The sequence below is a fragment of the Microbacterium sp. genome (genome assembly GCF_051860965.1).
Lineage (GTDB): Bacteria > Actinomycetota > Actinomycetes > Actinomycetales > Microbacteriaceae > Microbacterium.
Map to the genome: position 1 here is coordinate 378,818 of NZ_JBIMKU010000001.1, position 17,088 is coordinate 395,905.

Annotated in this window: 17 protein-coding genes; 9 read left to right on the top strand and 8 right to left on the bottom strand. The window is 68.9% G+C overall.

Annotated features, from left to right (window positions below; all coding sequences use genetic code 11):
- The first annotated feature begins 7 nt into the window (after positions 1-7).
- A complete protein-coding gene (locus ACTIFV_RS01690; protein ID WP_439591073.1) occupies positions 8-772 on the top strand; it encodes a MarR family winged helix-turn-helix transcriptional regulator in 765 nt (254 codons plus the stop codon).
- Between the two features lie 245 nt (positions 773-1,017).
- On the opposite strand, the gene ACTIFV_RS01695 is transcribed toward ACTIFV_RS01690, so the two are convergent.
- From ACTIFV_RS01695 to ACTIFV_RS01710, 4 genes are all read right to left on the bottom strand, one after another.
- Positions 1,018-1,818: an ABC transporter permease gene (locus tag ACTIFV_RS01695; RefSeq protein ID WP_439591074.1), complete on the bottom strand. Its 801-nt coding sequence runs from the start codon at positions 1,816-1,818 to the stop codon at positions 1,018-1,020.
- Between the two features lie 9 nt (positions 1,819-1,827).
- Positions 1,828-2,745 carry an ABC transporter permease gene (locus ACTIFV_RS01700; RefSeq protein WP_439591075.1) on the bottom strand — a complete coding sequence of 306 codons (918 nt, stop codon included), beginning with the start codon at positions 2,743-2,745 and terminating at the stop codon, positions 1,828-1,830.
- A gap of 64 nt (positions 2,746-2,809) precedes the next feature.
- Positions 2,810-3,994 carry an ABC transporter substrate-binding protein gene (locus ACTIFV_RS01705; RefSeq protein WP_439591076.1) on the bottom strand — a complete coding sequence of 395 codons (1,185 nt, stop codon included), beginning with the start codon at positions 3,992-3,994 and terminating at the stop codon, positions 2,810-2,812.
- Between the two features lie 72 nt (positions 3,995-4,066).
- Entirely contained in the window at positions 4,067-5,101 is a 1,035-nt protein-coding gene (locus ACTIFV_RS01710; RefSeq protein WP_439591077.1) for an ABC transporter ATP-binding protein, read from the bottom strand.
- Positions 5,102-5,204: 103 nt separating this feature from the next.
- Here ACTIFV_RS01710 and ACTIFV_RS01715 point away from each other — a divergent pair, with 103 nt between their 5' ends.
- Together ACTIFV_RS01715 and ACTIFV_RS01720 are read left to right on the top strand one after the other, a co-directional pair.
- Positions 5,205-5,981 (top strand): FadR/GntR family transcriptional regulator, encoded by a 777-nt coding sequence (locus ACTIFV_RS01715; RefSeq protein WP_439591078.1) that lies wholly within the window; start codon positions 5,205-5,207, stop codon positions 5,979-5,981.
- Positions 5,978-6,727 carry a PDC sensor domain-containing protein gene (locus ACTIFV_RS01720; RefSeq protein ID WP_439591079.1) on the top strand — a complete coding sequence of 250 codons (750 nt, stop codon included), beginning with the start codon at positions 5,978-5,980 and terminating at the stop codon, positions 6,725-6,727. Before ACTIFV_RS01715 ends, ACTIFV_RS01720 begins: the two co-directional genes overlap by 4 nt.
- Position 6,728: 1 nt before the next feature.
- Here ACTIFV_RS01720 and dcd read toward each other — a convergent pair whose 3' ends face one another.
- Genes dcd through ACTIFV_RS01740 form a run of 4 tightly spaced genes read right to left on the bottom strand, consistent with a single transcriptional unit; the run spans position 6,729 to position 9,244 of the window.
- Entirely contained in the window at positions 6,729-7,334 is a 606-nt protein-coding gene (gene dcd / locus ACTIFV_RS01725) for a dCTP deaminase (protein WP_439591080.1), read from the bottom strand.
- Between the two features lie 39 nt (positions 7,335-7,373).
- Positions 7,374-8,255: a hypothetical protein gene (locus tag ACTIFV_RS01730; protein ID WP_439591081.1), complete on the bottom strand. Its 882-nt coding sequence runs from the start codon at positions 8,253-8,255 to the stop codon at positions 7,374-7,376.
- Positions 8,252-8,566, bottom strand: a complete 315-nt coding sequence (locus ACTIFV_RS01735) for a hypothetical protein (RefSeq protein WP_439591082.1) — start codon at positions 8,564-8,566, stop codon at positions 8,252-8,254. Before ACTIFV_RS01735 ends, ACTIFV_RS01730 begins: the two co-directional genes overlap by 4 nt.
- 9 nt (positions 8,567-8,575) lie before the next feature.
- Positions 8,576-9,244 carry a TetR/AcrR family transcriptional regulator gene (locus ACTIFV_RS01740; protein ID WP_439591083.1) on the bottom strand — a complete coding sequence of 223 codons (669 nt, stop codon included), beginning with the start codon at positions 9,242-9,244 and terminating at the stop codon, positions 8,576-8,578.
- Positions 9,245-9,404: 160 nt separating this feature from the next.
- On the opposite strand from ACTIFV_RS01740, the gene ACTIFV_RS01745 reads away from it, so the two are divergent.
- From ACTIFV_RS01745 to ACTIFV_RS01770, 6 genes are read left to right on the top strand one after another with little or no spacing between them, the layout of a single operon-like run.
- A complete protein-coding gene (locus ACTIFV_RS01745; RefSeq protein WP_439591084.1) occupies positions 9,405-11,090 on the top strand; it encodes an ABC transporter substrate-binding protein in 1,686 nt (561 codons plus the stop codon).
- A complete protein-coding gene (locus tag ACTIFV_RS01750; RefSeq protein WP_439591085.1) occupies positions 11,087-11,911 on the top strand; it encodes an ABC transporter ATP-binding protein in 825 nt (274 codons plus the stop codon). Before ACTIFV_RS01745 ends, ACTIFV_RS01750 begins: the two co-directional genes overlap by 4 nt.
- Positions 11,908-12,717 (top strand): ABC transporter ATP-binding protein, encoded by an 810-nt coding sequence (locus ACTIFV_RS01755; RefSeq protein ID WP_439591086.1) that lies wholly within the window; start codon positions 11,908-11,910, stop codon positions 12,715-12,717. The genes ACTIFV_RS01750 and ACTIFV_RS01755 overlap by 4 nt, the downstream gene beginning before the upstream one ends.
- Entirely contained in the window at positions 12,714-13,793 is a 1,080-nt protein-coding gene (locus tag ACTIFV_RS01760) for an ABC transporter permease (RefSeq protein ID WP_439591087.1), read from the top strand. The genes ACTIFV_RS01755 and ACTIFV_RS01760 overlap by 4 nt, the downstream gene beginning before the upstream one ends.
- Before the next feature lie 2 nt (positions 13,794-13,795).
- The gene (locus ACTIFV_RS01765) at positions 13,796-14,836 is read left to right on the top strand and encodes an ABC transporter permease (RefSeq protein ID WP_439591088.1); all 1,041 of its coding nucleotides are present in this window, start codon (positions 13,796-13,798) and stop codon (positions 14,834-14,836) included.
- Complete coding sequence (locus ACTIFV_RS01770; protein ID WP_439591089.1) at positions 14,833-17,067, top strand: glycoside hydrolase family 3 N-terminal domain-containing protein; 2,235 nt, start codon at positions 14,833-14,835, stop codon at positions 17,065-17,067. The genes ACTIFV_RS01765 and ACTIFV_RS01770 overlap by 4 nt, the downstream gene beginning before the upstream one ends.
- Positions 17,068-17,088 lie beyond the last annotated feature (21 nt).

Consider the following 17,088-nt stretch of genomic DNA (forward strand, 5'->3'; position numbering starts at 1 on the left):
ATTCACAATGAACACCACACAAAATGAACAGAACTCCGCATCCGACCGCCCGCTGGGCTACTGGCTCCGCACCGTCGACGGCCTCATCACGCGGGAGTTCCTCGCCGCGTTCGAGGGCGAAGGCGTCACGCGCCGGCACTGGATGCTCCTCAACGTGCTCTCCGGAGAGGTCGAGATCCCCGGGCTCGCCGAGCGGATCGCCCGCAAGGGCAAGCGCCTGCGCGGACTCGCCGAGCGCGGCTGGGTCGAAGAGGGCGACGACGGCACCTGGGTGCTGACCGATGACGGCCGCGCCGCCAAGGAGCGGCTCGGCGGCATCGTCGACGGTCTGCGCGAGCGGGTCGCCGGTGCGGTCTCGCCCGAGGACTACGCGACGATGACGGCTTCGCTCGAAGCGATCGCGCGCGAGCTCGGCGGCGACGAGGTCGACAGCGGTCCTCGCGGCGGATTCGGCCCGAGATTCGCCTTCGGCCGAGGCCGCGGGCGCGGCTTCGCGTTCGGCCCCGGGTTCGGTCCCGACTCGGGCTTCCGTCCCGGCTTCGGTCCTGCGTTCCGTCCCGGCTTCGGTCCCGAGGGCCACGGGCGCGGGTGCGACGGCGACGCGTCGGCGCACCTGCACGACCACTCCCCGCACGCCCACAAGGGGCACCGTCGCGGCCGGCCGCACGGCCACCACGACCACGACGGTCGAGGCGAGCGCCGCTCGGAACGCGCCTACGAGCGCGGCTTCGACGCCGGCTTCGCGCGCGGGCGCAGCGGTTCGGAGGCGTAAACCTCCATCCGGTCGGAGGATTCGCTCTCGGTCGGAGGTTTCACACAGAGTCCTCCGACGCAGGCGGCATCCTCCGACCGAACTGAAGGCTGGACAAGAGAGGCACCGGGACACCGGTGCCTCTCTTCGGGCGTGGCGCGGCATCCATCCCCGTCGTTCACGTCGGCTGCGGGTCGCGGCATCGGCTGCGCCGTTCGATGGAGGGGATGCCGAAGCCCTTCGCCGACGCGCGGCGGAACCTCATGTCAGCGGCGTGTCTGCTCCGAGCCGGACAAGCGCTGCGCGAGGTAGATCGGCACGATCGAGACGATCACCAGGACGACGGCGATGACCGAGACGACGGGCGCCTGGTTCGGCCGGAACATGTTGTTGAGGATGAAGATGGGCAGCGTCGTCACGCCCGACCCCGCGGTGAAGGTCGTCACGATGATCTCGTCGAAGCTGAGCGCGAAGGCGAGCAGTCCGCCCGCGAGGAGTGCCGAGCGCAGCTGCGGGAAGGTGATCAGGCGGAACGTCGTCCACACGCCGGCGCCGAGGTCGGCCGAGGCCTCTTCCAGGTTCGTGCCCGTGCGGCGGAGGCGCGCGATCACGTTGTTGAACACCGTCACGATGCAGAAGGTCGCGTGGGCGATCACGACCGTCCAGATCGACAGCGGCACCCCCATGATGGTGCGGAAGAAGTTGTTGAGCGCGATGCCCGTGATGATGCCGGGGAGGGCGATCGGCAGGATGATCAGCAGCGAGATCGCGTCACGGCCGAAGAACTCGAAGCGCTGCAGCGCGAGGGAGATGAGCGTTCCGAGCACGAGGGCGACGGCCGTGGAGATGAGCGCGACCTGCAGGCTCGTGAGCACCGCCTCGAGTGCGCCGGCGCTCTGGAACGCCTTGCCCCACCACTCGAGCGTGAACCCGGGCGGCGGCCAAGCGAGCGACGTCGAGGTCGAGAAGGAGTTCACGAGCACGACGAAAAGCGGCACGTAGACGACGAGCAGGATGACGGCCGTGACGATCCCGAGCACGACACGTGCGGAGGTTCCCAATCGCATGGCGCCGCCTCAGAGGTTGTTCAGGGCACCCGTGCGGCGCACGAGGGCGAGATAGCCGAAGATGATGACGATCGGGATGAGGGCGATCGCCGCCGCGAGCGGCAGATTGTTCGCCGCACCGACGTTCGTGTAGACGAGGTTGCCGAGCATCTGATTCGCGCCGCCGACGATGTTCACCGTGATGTAGTCGCCGAGCGACAGCGAGAAGCTGAAGATCGTGCCCGCGATGATGGCGGGGAAGGTCAGCGGCAGCACGACGCTGCCGATCGTGCGCCAGGTCCTGCCGCCCAGGTCGGCGGATGCCTCGAGGAGCGAATCCGGCACCCGCTCGAGTCCTGCGTAGATCGGCAGGATCACGTACGGCAGCCACAGGTAGGACAGCGTGATGATGGTCGCCGGCAGGCCGTAGCCCGGGGTGTGCATGCCGAACGGCGCGAGCACCCATTCGAGGATTCCCTCCTGCGACAGCACCGACCGCCACGCGTACGCCTTCACGAGGTAGCTGGCCCACAGCGGCATGAGCACGGCGATCACGAGGATCCGCTGCATCCGCGGCGACGCGACCTTCGCCATGTAGAACGCGATCGGCAGGGCGAGGGCGACATCGATGATCGTCACGAGGAGCGCGACGCCGAGCGTGCGCAGCGTGACCGTCTGGTACAGCGCGCCGGTCACGACCGTGATGATGTTGTCGAGCGTCCAGTCCGTGCGGATCTCGCCCGTGAAGCTGTCGACGCTCCAGAACGCGGTGACCAGCAGCAGCACGAGCGCCACGATGTAGACAACGCCGAGCCAGAACAGCGGCGCGGTCAGCAGCAGCGACAGTCGTGCCCGCGGGTGCGTCGTGAGGAACGACGAGAGGCGACGGGATGCCGTGGCCTTCGGCGCGGGCACGGCTCGCGGTTCCGGCGGCGCTTGCGTTGTCATGCGGTGTCCTCGGGACGGGGATGGGGGCGGCACGCGGGGCCGCCCCCATCCGACGGTCAGGGCGTCAGCCCTTGATCTCGGACCAGGCTTCGGTCCACTTCGAGTAGTCGACGCACTCGACATCGGTGCGGCCGTCGACGCAGTCGGCGATGGGCGTCGTCCAATACCAGATCTGCGACGCGTAGTCGGCGTCACCGGCGTGGTACGCCTCGCAGTCGTCGCGGTAGTCGCATGCCTCCTGGCTCGACGGCGCCTCGCCGAAGTAGGCCGTGGCGGCCGCATTCGTCTCGGGGCTCGCGATCCAGTCGAGCCATGCGTACGCGCAGTTCGGGCTCTTCGCGTCCGACGCGATCATCCAGGTGTCCGACCATCCGGTCGCACCCTCCTCGGGCAGCACGACCTCGGTCGTCGCCTCTTCGCCGGCGAGCACGTTCTGGATGACCTGCCACGTCGTGCCGACGACGGAGTCACCCGTCTCGAAGGCCTGCACCTCCTTCAGGTAGTCCGACCAGTACTCGCCGATGTGCGCGCGCTGCTCCTTGAGCAGGTCGACGGCCGCCTGGAACTGCGTCTCGTCGAGCGCGTACGGGTTCTCGATGCCGAGGTCGGGCTGGTGCGTCATGAGGTACACCGCGGCATCCGCGATGTAGATCGGCGAGTCGTACGCGGTGACCTTGCCGCTGTACGCGGATGCTCCGTCGAACACGACGTCCCACGAAGTGGGCGCCTCGGGGAAGACCTCCGTGTTGTACAGCAGCAGGTTGGCGCCGTAGCCGTGGGGCACACCGTACGACTGTCCGTCGACGGAGTTCCACTCCTTGTCCTTCAGGAAGTCGAACACGCCCGCATAGCTCGGGATGAGGTCGGTGTTGACGGGCGCCACGTCGCCCGCGGCGATGAGGCGGAGCGTCGCATCGCCGGATGCCGCGACCACGTCGTACTCGCCCGTCTTCATGAGGTTGACCGCCTCGTCGGACGTGCCGTACGTCTTGGCCTCGACGGTGCATCCGGTCTTCTCCTCGAAGCCCGAGACCCAGTCCACGGCGGGGTCGTTGGTGCCGTCCTCGACGTAGCCGGGCCACGCGAGGATCGAGACGCTGCTCTCGAAGTCGCCGAGCTCCTCGGCCTCGTCGCCACCGCCCGCGCTGCCGCCGCCGCCGGCGGTGCCGCAGCCCGCCAGCACGGCGATCGAGCCGATCGCCAGCGCGGTCAGCGCGAGCGAGCGCGGTCCGCGTGTCTTGTGCATCATGAGTGTGTCCTCTCGGTGTGCATTGCTTGCCTGCTGTGGTCCGGGGCGTGCGCCCGCGGTCTGTGGCGCCGGTCAGGTCCCCGGCGGGATGAGGGCTACGACGTCCTCGTCGTGCCAGGTGACGTGGACGCGGTCGCCGCGCTCGTCGTCGACGGCGCGCGAGCGCGTGTTCGGCTCAAGCACCGTGACGCGCGGCCCCGCGTCGAGGTCGATGACGCGACGGATGCCGCTGCCGATGTAGATCGACTCGACGATCGTGCCGGGCGCCGATCGCTCGCCCGCGCCCGTCGCCGCGGCGCTGGTGAGGGTCAGCTTCTCGGGGCGGATCGAGTGGTGACCGTCACGGCCGATGAGCGCCGGCGAGTGCTCGGCCCCGAAGAGGTTGGACGTGCCGACGAAGTCGGCGACGAAGGTGGATGCCGGGCTCTCGTACAGATCGCGAGGCGTGCCGAGCTGCTCGATGCGACCGTCGTGGAACACGGCGATCCGGTCGGAGAGCGTCAGCGCCTCCTCCTGATCGTGGGTGACGAAGATGAAGGTGATGCCGAGATCGCGCTGGATCTGCTTGAGCTCGACCTGCATCTGCTCGCGGAGCTTGAGGTCGAGCGCGCCGAGCGGCTCGTCGAGCAGGAGGACCTTGGGCTGCACGACGGTGGCCCGGGCGAGCGCCACGCGCTGGCGCTGACCGCCCGAGAGCTGCGACGGCTTGCGCGCCGCCATCTGCTCGAGCCGGACACCGGCGAGGGCCGCCATCGCGCGGTCGCGGCGCTCGGCCCGCTTCATCCCGCGCACCCGGAGTCCGTAGGCGACGTTGTCGAGCACGCTCATGTGGGGGAACAGCGCGTAGTCCTGGAAGACCGTGTTGACGTCGCGATCGAACGGCGCCTTCTTCGTGACGTCCTGGCCGAAGAGCTCGATCGTGCCGGACGTCGGCTGCTCGAAACCGGCGATGAGCCGCAGCACGGTCGTCTTGCCCGAACCCGACGGACCGAGCATCGAGAAGAACTCCCCCGCCGCGATCTCGAGGTCGACGTGGTCGACGGCCGTAACGGAGCCGAACTCCTTCGTGAGTCCCGTGAGCCGGATGGCCGGCGGCTGATCGCTCATGACGCGCCCCTTCGATGTCGGTGCAACTAAATCATATGGATCCATATGTCAAAAGGGAGGCGCGGGTGTTACGGTCATGTCACGGTTGATCGGGAGGGTGTCCATGCCGCACGCGACAGGGCGCGTCGACGCCGCGCGCGCCGTGGTGTTCGCACCTCTCGACGGCTCCGGTCGCGCCGAGCTCGTCGAGCAGCGCCTGACGGATGCCATCGTGAGCGGCGTACTGCACGACGGCGAGAAGCTCCCCACCGAGAACGACCTGTCGCGCAGCTTCGGGGTCGCGCTCGTCACGGCGCGCGAGGCGCTCGAGAGCATGCGCGACAAGGGGCTCGTCGAGACACGCCGCGGCCGCGTGGGCGGCAGCTTCGTGACGTTCGATCGGGATGCCGCGTCCCGCCTCATCCACCGTCGCCTCGCCGACCTCAGCCGCATCGAGCTGCGCGACCTCGCACTGCATGTCGAGGCGATCGCCGGCATGGCCGCCGAGGTCGCGGCGGAACGCGCGAGCGCCGACGACATCGAGAACCTCGTGCGGCTGGCCGCGGCATCCGACCTCTCCACCGCCGGAGGCGCGCGCCGCGCCGTCAGCCGCTTCCAGCTCGAGGTCGCCGCGATCAGCCAATCGCCCCGACTCGTGCGCGAAGAGATGCGACTGCAGAGCGAGGCCGGGCCGATCCTCTGGATGTGCCTGGCCGACCAGGAGTACCGTGACCGCAGCGCCACCTCTCGCACGCGGGTCATCGACGCGATCGGCCGGGCCGATGCCGAAGGAGCGCGCGCGGCGACGACGGCGCACATCGACGGAGCCTTCGCGTGGCTCGTCGACGAACGGGCCAGGCGCGACGCGCTCGCGGCCGAGATCGAGGAGGCCAGCTCATGACGACGACGGTGACGAGATCGGTCGCGGATGTCGCGACACACGTCGCGACGACGATCGACGACATCTTCGCGACGATCGACGGATGGCGCGCGCTTCTCGAGGAGCAGCTGGCGACGGATGCCTCCCCCACCGCCGCCATCGTCGACCCCGTCGTCGAGACGTTCGCCGCGCCGGCCGTCGGCGGCGAGACGCTCCTCACGGGCGCCGGCTTCGTCGCGACCCCCGGCGCACTCGCAGACGCGGAATGGCATCTCGCGTGGTGGCTGGGCGGACCGACAGCGGACGTGCGCCGCCTCGCGACGATCGACGATCCGACGCACGACCAGTTCCGCGACTACACGTCACTCGAATGGTGGCGGGTTCCCGCATCCACCGGTGCGCGCCACCTCACGGGGCCGTACGTCGACTACGTGTGCACCGACGACTACACCGTCACGATCACGACCCCCGTCATGGTCGCCGGCCGGATGCTGGGCGTCGTCGGCGCCGACGCGCTCGTCGATCGACTCGAGCGCGCCTTGCTGCCCGCCCTGCGATCCGGCCGGGCTCCCGCGACGGTCGTCAATGCGTCCGGCCGGGTCGTGACCTCGACGGATCCGCGCCGCGAACCCGGCTCGATCCTGCGGATTCCGGGGCTCGCCGACGCGCTCGCCTCGCTCGCGCACGGCGGCGCGGCGCCACTCGACGGCGGCGCCGGTGTGCTCGCCTGCGGCGACACGTCGCTCGCGCTCGTCGTCGGCGTCTGACCTACGCGCCGCGGGAACCCGCGTCGGTCTCGCCGACGTCGGTGCGCAGGAAGTTCTGGAACGAGCGGGATGCCGTCGGCCCCCGCTGGCCCTGATAGCGGTTGCCGTAGGGCCCCGAGCCGTACGGGTTGTCGGCCGGCGACGACAGGCGGAAGAAGCAGAGCTGACCGATCTTCATGCCCGGCCACAGCTTGATCGGCAGCGTCGCGACGTTCGACAGCTCGAGAGTGACATGACCCGAGAAGCCCGGGTCGATGAATCCGGCCGTGGAGTGGGTCAGCAGGCCCAGCCGGCCGAGCGACGACTTGCCCTCGAGTCGCGCCGCGATGTCGTCGGGGAGGGTGATCTGCTCGAACGTCGAGCCGAGCACGAACTCGCCGGGATGCAGGATGAAGGGCTCGTCGGGCGCCGTCTCGATCAGGTGGGTCAGCTCGGGCTGGTCTTCGGCGGGATCGATGAACGGGTACTTGTGGTTGTCGAAGAGCCGGAAGTAGCGGTCGAGGCGCACATCGACGCTCGAAGGCTGGACCATCGCCGGGTCCCACGGTTCGAGGCCGACGCGACCCGTCGCGATCTCATGACGGATGTCGCGGTCCGAGAGCAGCATGCCGCCCAGCCTAGCGACGGCGACGCCCTCTTCGAAGAGTCAGGGCACGTCGGGGGTGACGATCGTCGGCGGCGGCGTCAGGCCCTCGAACGCGCGCATCAGATCCTCGTATTCACCCGGCAGCGATGTCGGGGCGAGGAAGGGCCCGCCCGTGTAGCTCAGCTCGATGCGGGGCCCCTCGATGCTGAGCGTGAGCGTCTGGTTGTCAGCGCTCCACTGGCGGGTGCCGTCCCCCGTGTCGACGTCGCCCGCGGCGTCCGAGGCATCCGTCAATCCGAGTTCGGCGGCGGATGCCGCGGCCGCCGCGACGACCGCCGCGCGCTGTGCGCTCGAGCCGTCGAAGTCGGCCGTCGTCCACAGCGGTGCGTCGATGCGCTCGAACATCGATGGGCCGCCGAAGCCGTTCTCGATGGACGCGATGCCCACCTGACCGTCGCCGATCTGCCATGCGTACCCGTAGGCATCGGTGAGCACACCCACGGCCGAGCGGAGCGCGCGCTGCACGGACTGCGCGAGCCGCGGAGTATCGACGGCCTCGGGTGCGTCCGGTGCGTCCCATCCGGCGATACCCGGGTAGAGGGACCACAGCACGAATCCACGGTCGGGCGACAGCGTGACGACGCCGACGCTGCGCTCGACGTACGACCCCACGCCTGCCAGGACGGCGGGGTTGCCGACGGCCACGAGGCAGATCGCGAGCGGTGCGACGAACAGGCTCCGCCGTACGACGGCACTCAGGGTCGCCCAGATCGTGACGACGATCGCGACGATCATGACGAGAAGCCCCACGACCCAGGGCATTCCGGTCGCCACCACGACCGCGGACAGGACGGCGACGACGACCGCGACGCCCAGCACGAGAGCGGGGCGGGTCGGCAGGCGCACCGGGCGCCCCTGGTCGACGGTCGCGGGAGCGATCACGTCAGCCCCAGGAGAGTGAGGATGAGCGAGGCGGACAGCGGATTCACCAGAAGGGTCGCGAGCACAGCGAACAGTCCGGCCACCCGCGTGCGCGCATCGAGCATCGCGATGATCCCGATCACCGTCACCGTCACGAGCGCGGCGAGCAGCCATCCTCCCGCTTCTCCCATGTTCTGTTCGAACGCGAGGATCGCCAGCACGCCGATCGAGACCGCGAGGAGCGGGAGGATGCCGATCGTCAGCGCGCGCAGCAGCCAGATGCGGAACACCCTCGTTCCGCGGCGGGGGATGACGAGCACCGGTGAATTCACCTGAGGAGTCTACGTTCGAGGACCGACAGTCCGCGCGTGCACGTAGCTCGAGAGCTCCGGCCCCGGCGAGAGCACCGCGTTCACGATCGCGCGGATCGCGAATTCGGATGCCTCGCCCAGCTCGACGGTCTCGGAATCGAGCAGCCACTGCAGCTGCAGGCCGTCCATGACGGCGAGGATCGCGGCGGATGCGGCATCCACCGTCTCGGACTCCGTGACGCCCTCCTGCGCGCACAGGAGTCGGAACGCCTCGCCGATCTCGCCGCGCAGGGTCGTGTAGCGATCGTCGAAGAACGACCGCGCGGGGTGGCCCTCGGTCACCGACTCCGCGGAAAGCACGGTGAACGCCTGCACGATCCCGGGCCGGTGGGCGTTGGCGAACGCCGTGCGCACGAGGTGCAGGAACAGCTCGGGACCGCCGGGGATGTGCTGTTCGGCGAGCTCCGCGACGTCGGCCCGGTCACGGAAGGCCAGGACCTCGAGCAGCAGGTTCTCCTTCGAACCGAAGTGATGCAGCACGCCTGCGCGCGTGAGTCCGACCTGGTCGGCGACCTCCGAGAGCGTGCCGTTGGTGGATCCCTTGCTGCCGAAGATCTCCACGGCGGACGTGAGGATCTCGCGCCGGCGCACGGCGGTGCCGGGCCGGGAATGCGGGCTCCGCCGCTTGTCGGACGTCATCGTTCTCCTTCTTGCCCGGCGGATGGATGCTCCGCACAAGCGCACTTGCCATTCTACTTACTGTCTCGTAAGTTAGCTGTTGCAATCACACCTCAGTGTCGACGTGGACTCCTTCGGGGCTGCTCGCCGGCGCTGGCACCCCCCCAACGAAGGAGAAGCAATGAGGCTCAGAACCTCCCTTGCCGCGGCAGGCATCGCCACGGCGCTGGTGCTCACCGGCTGCGCCGGCGGCGGCACCGCGAGCGAGTCCGGCGAGGGCACCGCAGCCCTCACGATCGCGAAGCCCGACGGCGCGATCTCGACCGAGTCGAACAACCCGTACCTGGGCGACTCGTCCGCCTCGAAGTACGGCTACGGCAAGGTCATCTTCGAGTCGATGGCGCTCCTGAACCCGACCGGCGACCTCGGCACCACGCCGTGGCTGGCCGAGGAGATCACCTGGAACGACGACTACACGCAGCTGACCGCGAAGGCGCGCAGCGGCGTCAAGTGGAGCGACGGCGAAGACTTCACCGCAGAAGACATCGCCTTCTCGTTCCAGCAGGTGCTCGACGGCAAGCTCAACGACACGAACGCGTTCGACCTCAAGAGCGTGAGCGTCGACGGCGACACCGTCACGATCGACTTCAACAACTCCAAGTACACCCAGCAGGCGCGCGTCCTGCACTTCCAGATCGTGCCCGAGCACATCTGGAAGGACATCGCAGACCCCAACACCGACCCCGTGACGGGCGAGGGCCAGGTCGTCGGCACCGGCCCGTACGTCATGGACTCGTGGACCACCGAGTCGGTCACCCTCACGGCCAACCCCGATTACTGGGGCGGCGAGCTGGCGGTGCCCGAGCTGCACTACGTCTCGTACGGTGACAACGCGGCCCTCACGACCGCGCTCGCGACGGGCGAGGCGGACTGGGCGCAGGCGTTCATCCCGCAGATCCAGGACAGCTACCTGTCGGCCGACCCCGACAACAAGTTCCTCGCCTCGCCGACCGCGGGCGCGGGCACGCTGTTCATGAACCTGCAGACGAAGCCGTTCAACAACGTCGCGCTCCGCGAGGCGCTCGCGTGGACGATCGACCGCCAGGCCTACGTCGACATCGCCCGCGAGGGCGCGAGCGAGGCGATCTGGAGCGTCACCGGTCTCGGCAAGCTGCTCGAGGGCGAGATCATCCCCGAGTACCAGGGCCAGGAGTACTCGGTCGACATCGACAAGGCGCGTCAGATCCTCACCGACGCCGGCTACACGTGGAGCGGCGAGCAGCTCGTCGACCCCGACGGCGAAGCGGTGACGTTCTCCATCTCCGTCCCCGCGGGCTGGAGCGACTGGAACACCGAGCAGGCGCTCATCGCCGAAGAGCTCAAGGAGGGCCTCGGCATCGACGTCAAGGTCGACCAGCCCGACTGGGGCGGCTGGGACGCCGCTCGCCAGGAAGGCACCTTCCAGGCGATCATCCACTGGCTCGAGGACACCGGCAACGCGTACGGCCTGTACACGTCGGCGATGGACCCGAAGTGGATCGTCGACGGCAAGGCGGCGTTCAACTTCGGCCGCTTCGACGACCCCGCCGTCACCGAGGCGCTGAACACCTACGCGAACGCCTCCTCCGAGGACGACCGCGAAGCCGCGCTCGCGGTGATCGAGAAGGCCTACGTCGAGAACGTGCCGGTCATCCCGCTCGGTGCGCACCCGCTTCTGGGCGAGTTCAACACCCGCAACTACGTCGGATGGCCGTCGGAGGACGACCAGTACGCCTCGGCCGATCCGACCCAGCCGGCGATCGTGCAGATCCTGACCAAGCTGCAGCCCGCCACGTCACCACTCACGAAAGCGAACCCGAAGCGATGAGCGATCCCCTGCTCTCCATCGACGACTTCTCCATCGTCTACGACGTCGATCCCCCCGTTCAGGCCGTCAAGAACGTCACCCTCGAACTCCAGCGCGGCGAGATCCTCGGTCTCGCCGGCGAGAGCGGGTGCGGCAAGACCACCCTCGCCTACGGCATCCAGCGTCTGCTCAAGCCGCCCGCCGTGATCACGAGCGGCTCGGTCGTCTTCCGCGACGCGAGCGGCGAGGACATCGACGTCAACGCCCTCGATGCGGAGGAGATGCAGCGGTTCCGGTGGGACAAGATCTCCATGGTCTTCCAGGGCGCGATGAACTCGCTCAACCCCGTCGCCACCATCGGATCCCAGCTCGACGACGTCTTCGAGGTCCATCGCCCTCAGCTCTCCCGCTCCGAACGCCGCGCGGCGGTCGTCGAGCTGCTCGAGATCGTCAAGGTCGGCGCGCAGCGCTACCGCTCGTATCCGCATGAGCTCTCGGGCGGCATGCGGCAGCGCGTCATGATCGCGATGGCGCTCGCTCTGCGCCCGCAGCTCATGGTGATGGACGAGCCCACGACGGCCCTCGATGTGCTCGTGCAGCGCGAGATCCTCCGCCAGATCTCGCACCTGCGCCACGAGTTCGGCTTCTCCGTCATCTTCATCACGCACGACCTGCCGCTCCTGCTCGAGATCAGCGACCGCATCGCCATCATGCGCGAAGGCGAGATCGTCGAGATCGACACCGCGGAGCGCATCTGGACCGAGCCTGAGGACGAGTACACCCGCACGCTGCTCTCCTCGTTCCCACGCCTCACCGGAGAGAGGGGGGTGGTCCACCGATGACCGTCCTCGAATTCGACGCCGTCACGAAGATCTACTCGGTACGCGGTGCCGGTCAGATGAAGGCTCTTGATGACGTGAGCTTCACGCTCCGCTCGGGCCAGACCATCGGGCTCGTCGGCCAGTCCGGCAGCGGAAAGTCGACGATCGCGAAGATCCTGACGCAGCTCGAGTCGCCCACGAGCGGAGAGGTGCGCCTCGACGGTGCGCCGATCCCCCGCCGGGGGGCGGGTCTGCGCCGATACCGCCAGCAGCTTCGGATGGTCTTCCAGGACCCGTTCGCCTCGCTGAATCCGTACCACTCGATCCGCTACGCGGTGCAGCGCCCGCTCGAACTCGACAAGGTCGTGCCGAAGGATCAGCTCGACGACGAGGTGCGCCGCCTGCTCGACCGCGTGCGCCTCGACGCCGACAAGGTCATCGACCGCCGCCCGCACGAGCTGTCGGGCGGTCAACGGCAGCGTGTGGCGATCGCTCGGGCCCTGGCATCGCGTCCTCGGATCCTCGTCGCCGATGAGCCCGTGTCGATGCTCGACGTGTCGATCCGCCTCGGCGTGCTCAACCTGCTCGCCGACCTGCAGCGCGAAGAGGGCCTGGGCGTGCTCTACATCACGCACGACCTCGCGACGGCGCGTCACTTCAGCGACGAGATCCTCGTGCTCAATCAGGGCCGCGTCGTCGAACGAGGACTCGCCGACGACGTCATCCTGCGTCCGCAGAACCCGTACACACAAGAGCTGCGCGCGGCGTCCCCCGATCCCGACCGCTTCTTCGCGCACGCAGCAGGAATCCTCGGAGGTGAGAAGTGAGCGCCGTCGCACCCCAGATCCCGACGCAGGACTTCGATGCGATCGCGGCCGGCACGTCGGCCACGAGCGCCGTGAAGGGCCATTCGCGCATCCCCTGGCGCTTCCTGGGCGGACGCGCCGTGTTCTACCTGTTCACGCTGTGGGCCGCCATCACGATCAACTTCTTCCTGCCGCGCCTCATGAAGGGCGACGCGGTGGATGCCTATCTGGCCCGCAACCGGAACGTCTCTCCCGAAGCCGCCGAGGCACTGCGTGCGCTCCTCGGCCTCGACACCGACAAGTCGCTGTGGCAGCAGTACCTCGACTACTGGAACCTGCTGCTGCACGGCGACCTCGGCATCTCCCTGCTGAACGGCATGAGGCCCGTCACAGAGGTGATCGGGCAATCGCTCATCTGGACCGTCCTGCTGGTCGGCTTCGCGACGCTCGTCGCTTTCGCGATCGGCACGATCGGCGGAGCGATCGTCGGCTGGCGCCGCGGGAGCCGCCTCGACGCGCTCATCCCGATCACGACCTTCCTCAGCACCATCCCGTACTTCTGGCTGGGGCTGATGGCCATCGCGATCTTCTCGGTCGGACTCGGCTGGTTCCCCATCGGCAAGGCGTACGGCGTCGGCGTGAAGCCGGAGTTCTCGGCCGAGTTCATCGGCGACGTCCTGCACCACGGGTTCCTGCCTGCGGCGACGATCGTCATCGCGTCGCTCGGCGGATGGATGCTGGGCATGCGCAACATGATGCTGACGGTCCTCGATGAGGACTACGTCATGGTCGCGCAGGCCAAGGGCATGCCCAACCGGCGCGTGCTGTGGAGGTACGCCGCCCGCAACGCGGTGCTGCCGCAGATCCAGAGCTTCGCCCTCGCGCTCGGCTTCATCGTCGGCGGCACGATCGTGATGGAGGTCGTCTTCAGCTACCCCGGGGTCGGCAAGCTCCTGCTCGACGCGACGAACGCGAAGGACTACGCCCTCATGCAGGGGGTCTTCCTCGTGATCACCGTGTCGGTGCTCGTCGCGAACCTGCTCGCCGACATCGCCTACGCATTCCTCGACCCGCGCACGCGCCAGACGGAGGCCTGAGCATGGACACCATCACCGAAACCAGCGTCACGAAGCGCTCGGCGAACACTCCCGCGACCGCAACCGTCCGCACCCCGTCCGCGCCGCCGAAGAAGCCGACCTTCTGGTCGAAGCTGGGCTCGGCCTTCGCGATGTTCCGAAACGGAAAGTCGATCGCGGGCCTGTCGATCCTCGGGTTCTTCGTGCTCGTCGCGATCTTCGCCGACGTCCTCGCGCCCTATTCGCCGACCAAGGTCGACAACACGGCGCGGTTCCAGCCGCCGTCGGCGCAGCACTGGCTGGGCACGACCCACATCGGCGAGGACGTGCTGAGCCAGGTCATCCACGGCACCCGCGGCGTCATAGTCGTCGGCTTCCTCGCCGCGATCATCGCGACCCTCATCGCGATCGTCATCGGCGTGATGTCGGGCTACCTGCGCGGCTGGCGCAGCGAGGGCCTGTCGGCGCTGACCAACGTGTTCCTCGTGCTGCCGGGCATCCCGCTCATCATCATCGTCGCGACGATGTTCGAGGACCCGCCGCTGTGGGTCATCGCGCTCGTGCTCGGACTCATCGGATGGGCGTGGGGCGCGCGCGTCCTGCGCGCTCAGACGATGTCGCTGCGCAGCCGCGACTTCGTGCAGGCCGCGAAGGCGAACGGCGAGCCGCTGCGGCGCATCATCACGGTCGAGATGCTCCCGAACCTGATGGCGCTCATCGCCGCGAGCTTCGTCGGCACCGTGACCGCCGCGATCATCGGCCTCACGACGCTCTCGTACATCGGGGTCATCCCCGTGACGACCTACAACTGGGGAACGATCCTCAACTGGGCGAGCGCGCAGGGCGCGTTCCGCCTGGGCCAGTGGTGGTGGTTCCTGCCGCCCGGCCTGTGCATCGCCGCGATCGGCGTCGCGCTGTCGCTCATCAACTTCGGCATCGACGAGTACGTGAACCCGCGCCTGCGGTCCGCCGGCGAGCGCGCTCGCGCCATGAAGAAGAAGGGCCTCAACGTCAACGACACCGTGACGGTGGTCCGCACGACCCCCCAGAGCGAAAAGCGATGAAGACCGAGACCCTCCCCTATCTGAACACCGACCTGACGATCTCCGAGCGCGTGGCCGACCTCCTCGGCCGCATGACGCTCGACGAGAAGATCGGGCAGATGCTGCAGCTCGACGCCCGCGACGACCTCGAGGACCACGTGCTGCGACGTCACGTCGGCTCGATCCTCCACACCTCTCCCGAGCGCATCGTCCGCGCAGGCGACCTCACGGAGCAGACGCGTCTGCGGATCCCGCTGCTCGTCGGCGAGGACTGCATCCACGGCCATTCGTTCTGGCCGGGCGCGACGATCTACCCGACACAGCTCGGCATGGCAGCGACGTGGAACGCCGACCTCACCGAGCGGGTCGCTCGGGCGACCGCCGTCGAGGTCGCGGCGACCGGCATCCACTGGACCTTCTCGCCCGTCCTGTGCATCGCCCGCGACCTGCGGTGGGGGCGTGTGGACGAGACGTTCGGCGAGGACCCGTTCCTCATCGGCGAGCTCGCCTCGGCGATGGTGCGCGGGTACCAGGGCGACGGGCTCGACGACCCGACCGCGATCCTCGCGACGGCGAAGCACTTCGCGGGCTACTCCGAGACGCAGGGAGGACGGGATGCCTCGGAGGCCGACATCTCGCGCCGCAAGCTGCGCTCGTGGTTCCTGCCGCCGTTCGAGCGGGTCGCCCGCGAGGGCTGCCGGACGTTCATGCTCGGGTACCAGACGACCGACGGCGTGCCGATCACGACGAACGACTGGCTCCTGACCGACGTGCTGCGCGGCGAGTGGGGTTATACGGGCACCCTGATCACCGACTGGGACAACGTCGGTCGCATGGTCTGGGAGCAGCGCATCCAGCCCGACTACGCCCATGCGGCCGCGGCCGCCGTGACGGCCGGCAACGACATGGTCATGACGACACCCGGGTTCTTCGAAGGGGCTCTGCAGGCCGTCGAGCAGGGTCTGCTGGATGAGAGCGCATTCGACCGTGCCGTCGCCCGCATCCTGACGCTGAAGTTCGAGCTCGGGCTCTTCGAGGACCCGAGGCTGCCCGTCGACGGACTCGAGTCGATCGTCGGCAGCGCGTCGCACGCCGAACTCAACCTCGAGGTCGCCCGTCGCTCGCTCGTGCTCCTCGAGAACGACGGCACCCTGCCTGTCGTGCCGTCGCCGTCGCGGCGGGTCGCGGTGATCGGACCGCTCGCCGACGACGCGCAGGAGCAGCTCGGGGACTGGGCGGGCAGCTCGGGCCAGGCCGGATGGATCGACGGCCAGCCCCGCGAGATGATCACGACCGTGCTCGACGGCCTGCGCGCCGTCGCACCCTGGACCGTGTCGTATGCCCGTGGAGCCGACATCCTCACGATGGAGCAGGACCCGCTCGGGGCGACGTTCCCCGACGGCCAGCCCCGGCCGCCGGTCGTGCGCCCCGTCGCGCCGGACGCCGCGATGATCGCGGCGGCCGTCTCGGCCGCCGCCGAGGCCGATGTCGCCGTCGTGGTCGTGGGCGACGTCGTCGGGCTCTTCGGCGAGGGCCGGTCGACGGCGACGCTCGAGCTCTTCGGTGCGCAGAACGCGCTGCTGGATGCCGTCATCGCCACGGGCACGCCGGTGGTCGTCGTGCTCCTCGCCTCGAAGCCGCTCGTGCTCCCCGCATCCGTGCAGGACGCCGCCGCCGTCATCTGGGCCGCGAACCCGGGCATGCAGGGCGGGCGGGCGATCGCCGAGCTGATCGCGGGTGAGATCGAGCCCTCGGGTCGGCTGCCGATCTCGTTCGCACGCCACGTCGGGCAACAGCCGACCTATTACAACCAGATCCGCGGACAGCACGGCGACCGCTATGCCGACCTGACGCAGTCCCCCGCCTGGGCCTTCGGCGAGGGCCTGTCGTACACGACCGTGTCGTACAGCGACCTGGCCCTCGAGGAATCGTCGGTCACGGCATCCGGAACCCTCGTCGCCCACGTCACGGTCGCCAACACCGGCGATCGACCCGTCCGCGAGACGGTGCAGGTCTACGTGCGCGACGAGATCACCTCCGTGAGCTGGACCGACAAGGAGCTCAAGGCGTTCCGCCAGGTCGACCTCGCACCGGGCGCGTCGGCGCGGGTGCGGCTGGAGCTGCCCGTGGCCGAGTGCACGATCGTGGATGCCGCGGGCTCCCGCGTCGTCGAACCGGGCGCATTCGCGCTGCTCGTGGGCCCCTCGTCGCGCGACGAGGTGCTGCTGGCGGCCCCGTTCACGGGTCCCTGAACCGCCGGGCGCGGGGGCACC

Excerpts from the sequence above, each read along its gene's own strand:
- ACTIFV_RS01690 (WP_439591073.1), top strand. The coding sequence starts at position 8 with ATGAACACCACACAAAATGAACAGAACTCCGCATCCGACCGCCCGCTG.
- ACTIFV_RS01695 (WP_439591074.1), bottom strand. The coding sequence starts at position 1,818 with ATGCGATTGGGAACCTCCGCACGTGTCGTGCTCGGGATCGTCACGGCC.
- ACTIFV_RS01700 (WP_439591075.1), bottom strand. The coding sequence starts at position 2,745 with ATGACAACGCAAGCGCCGCCGGAACCGCGAGCCGTGCCCGCGCCGAAG.
- ACTIFV_RS01705 (WP_439591076.1), bottom strand. The coding sequence starts at position 3,994 with ATGATGCACAAGACACGCGGACCGCGCTCGCTCGCGCTGACCGCGCTG.
- ACTIFV_RS01710 (WP_439591077.1), bottom strand. The coding sequence starts at position 5,101 with ATGAGCGATCAGCCGCCGGCCATCCGGCTCACGGGACTCACGAAGGAG.
- ACTIFV_RS01715 (WP_439591078.1), top strand. The coding sequence starts at position 5,205 with ATGCCGCACGCGACAGGGCGCGTCGACGCCGCGCGCGCCGTGGTGTTC.
- ACTIFV_RS01720 (WP_439591079.1), top strand. The coding sequence starts at position 5,978 with ATGACGACGACGGTGACGAGATCGGTCGCGGATGTCGCGACACACGTC.
- dcd (WP_439591080.1), bottom strand. The coding sequence starts at position 7,334 with ATGCTGCTCTCGGACCGCGACATCCGTCATGAGATCGCGACGGGTCGC.
- ACTIFV_RS01740 (WP_439591083.1), bottom strand. The coding sequence starts at position 9,244 with ATGACGTCCGACAAGCGGCGGAGCCCGCATTCCCGGCCCGGCACCGCC.
- ACTIFV_RS01745 (WP_439591084.1), top strand. The coding sequence starts at position 9,405 with ATGAGGCTCAGAACCTCCCTTGCCGCGGCAGGCATCGCCACGGCGCTG.
- ACTIFV_RS01750 (WP_439591085.1), top strand. The coding sequence starts at position 11,087 with ATGAGCGATCCCCTGCTCTCCATCGACGACTTCTCCATCGTCTACGAC.
- ACTIFV_RS01755 (WP_439591086.1), top strand. The coding sequence starts at position 11,908 with ATGACCGTCCTCGAATTCGACGCCGTCACGAAGATCTACTCGGTACGC.
- ACTIFV_RS01765 (WP_439591088.1), top strand. The coding sequence starts at position 13,796 with ATGGACACCATCACCGAAACCAGCGTCACGAAGCGCTCGGCGAACACT.
- ACTIFV_RS01770 (WP_439591089.1), top strand. The coding sequence starts at position 14,833 with ATGAAGACCGAGACCCTCCCCTATCTGAACACCGACCTGACGATCTCC.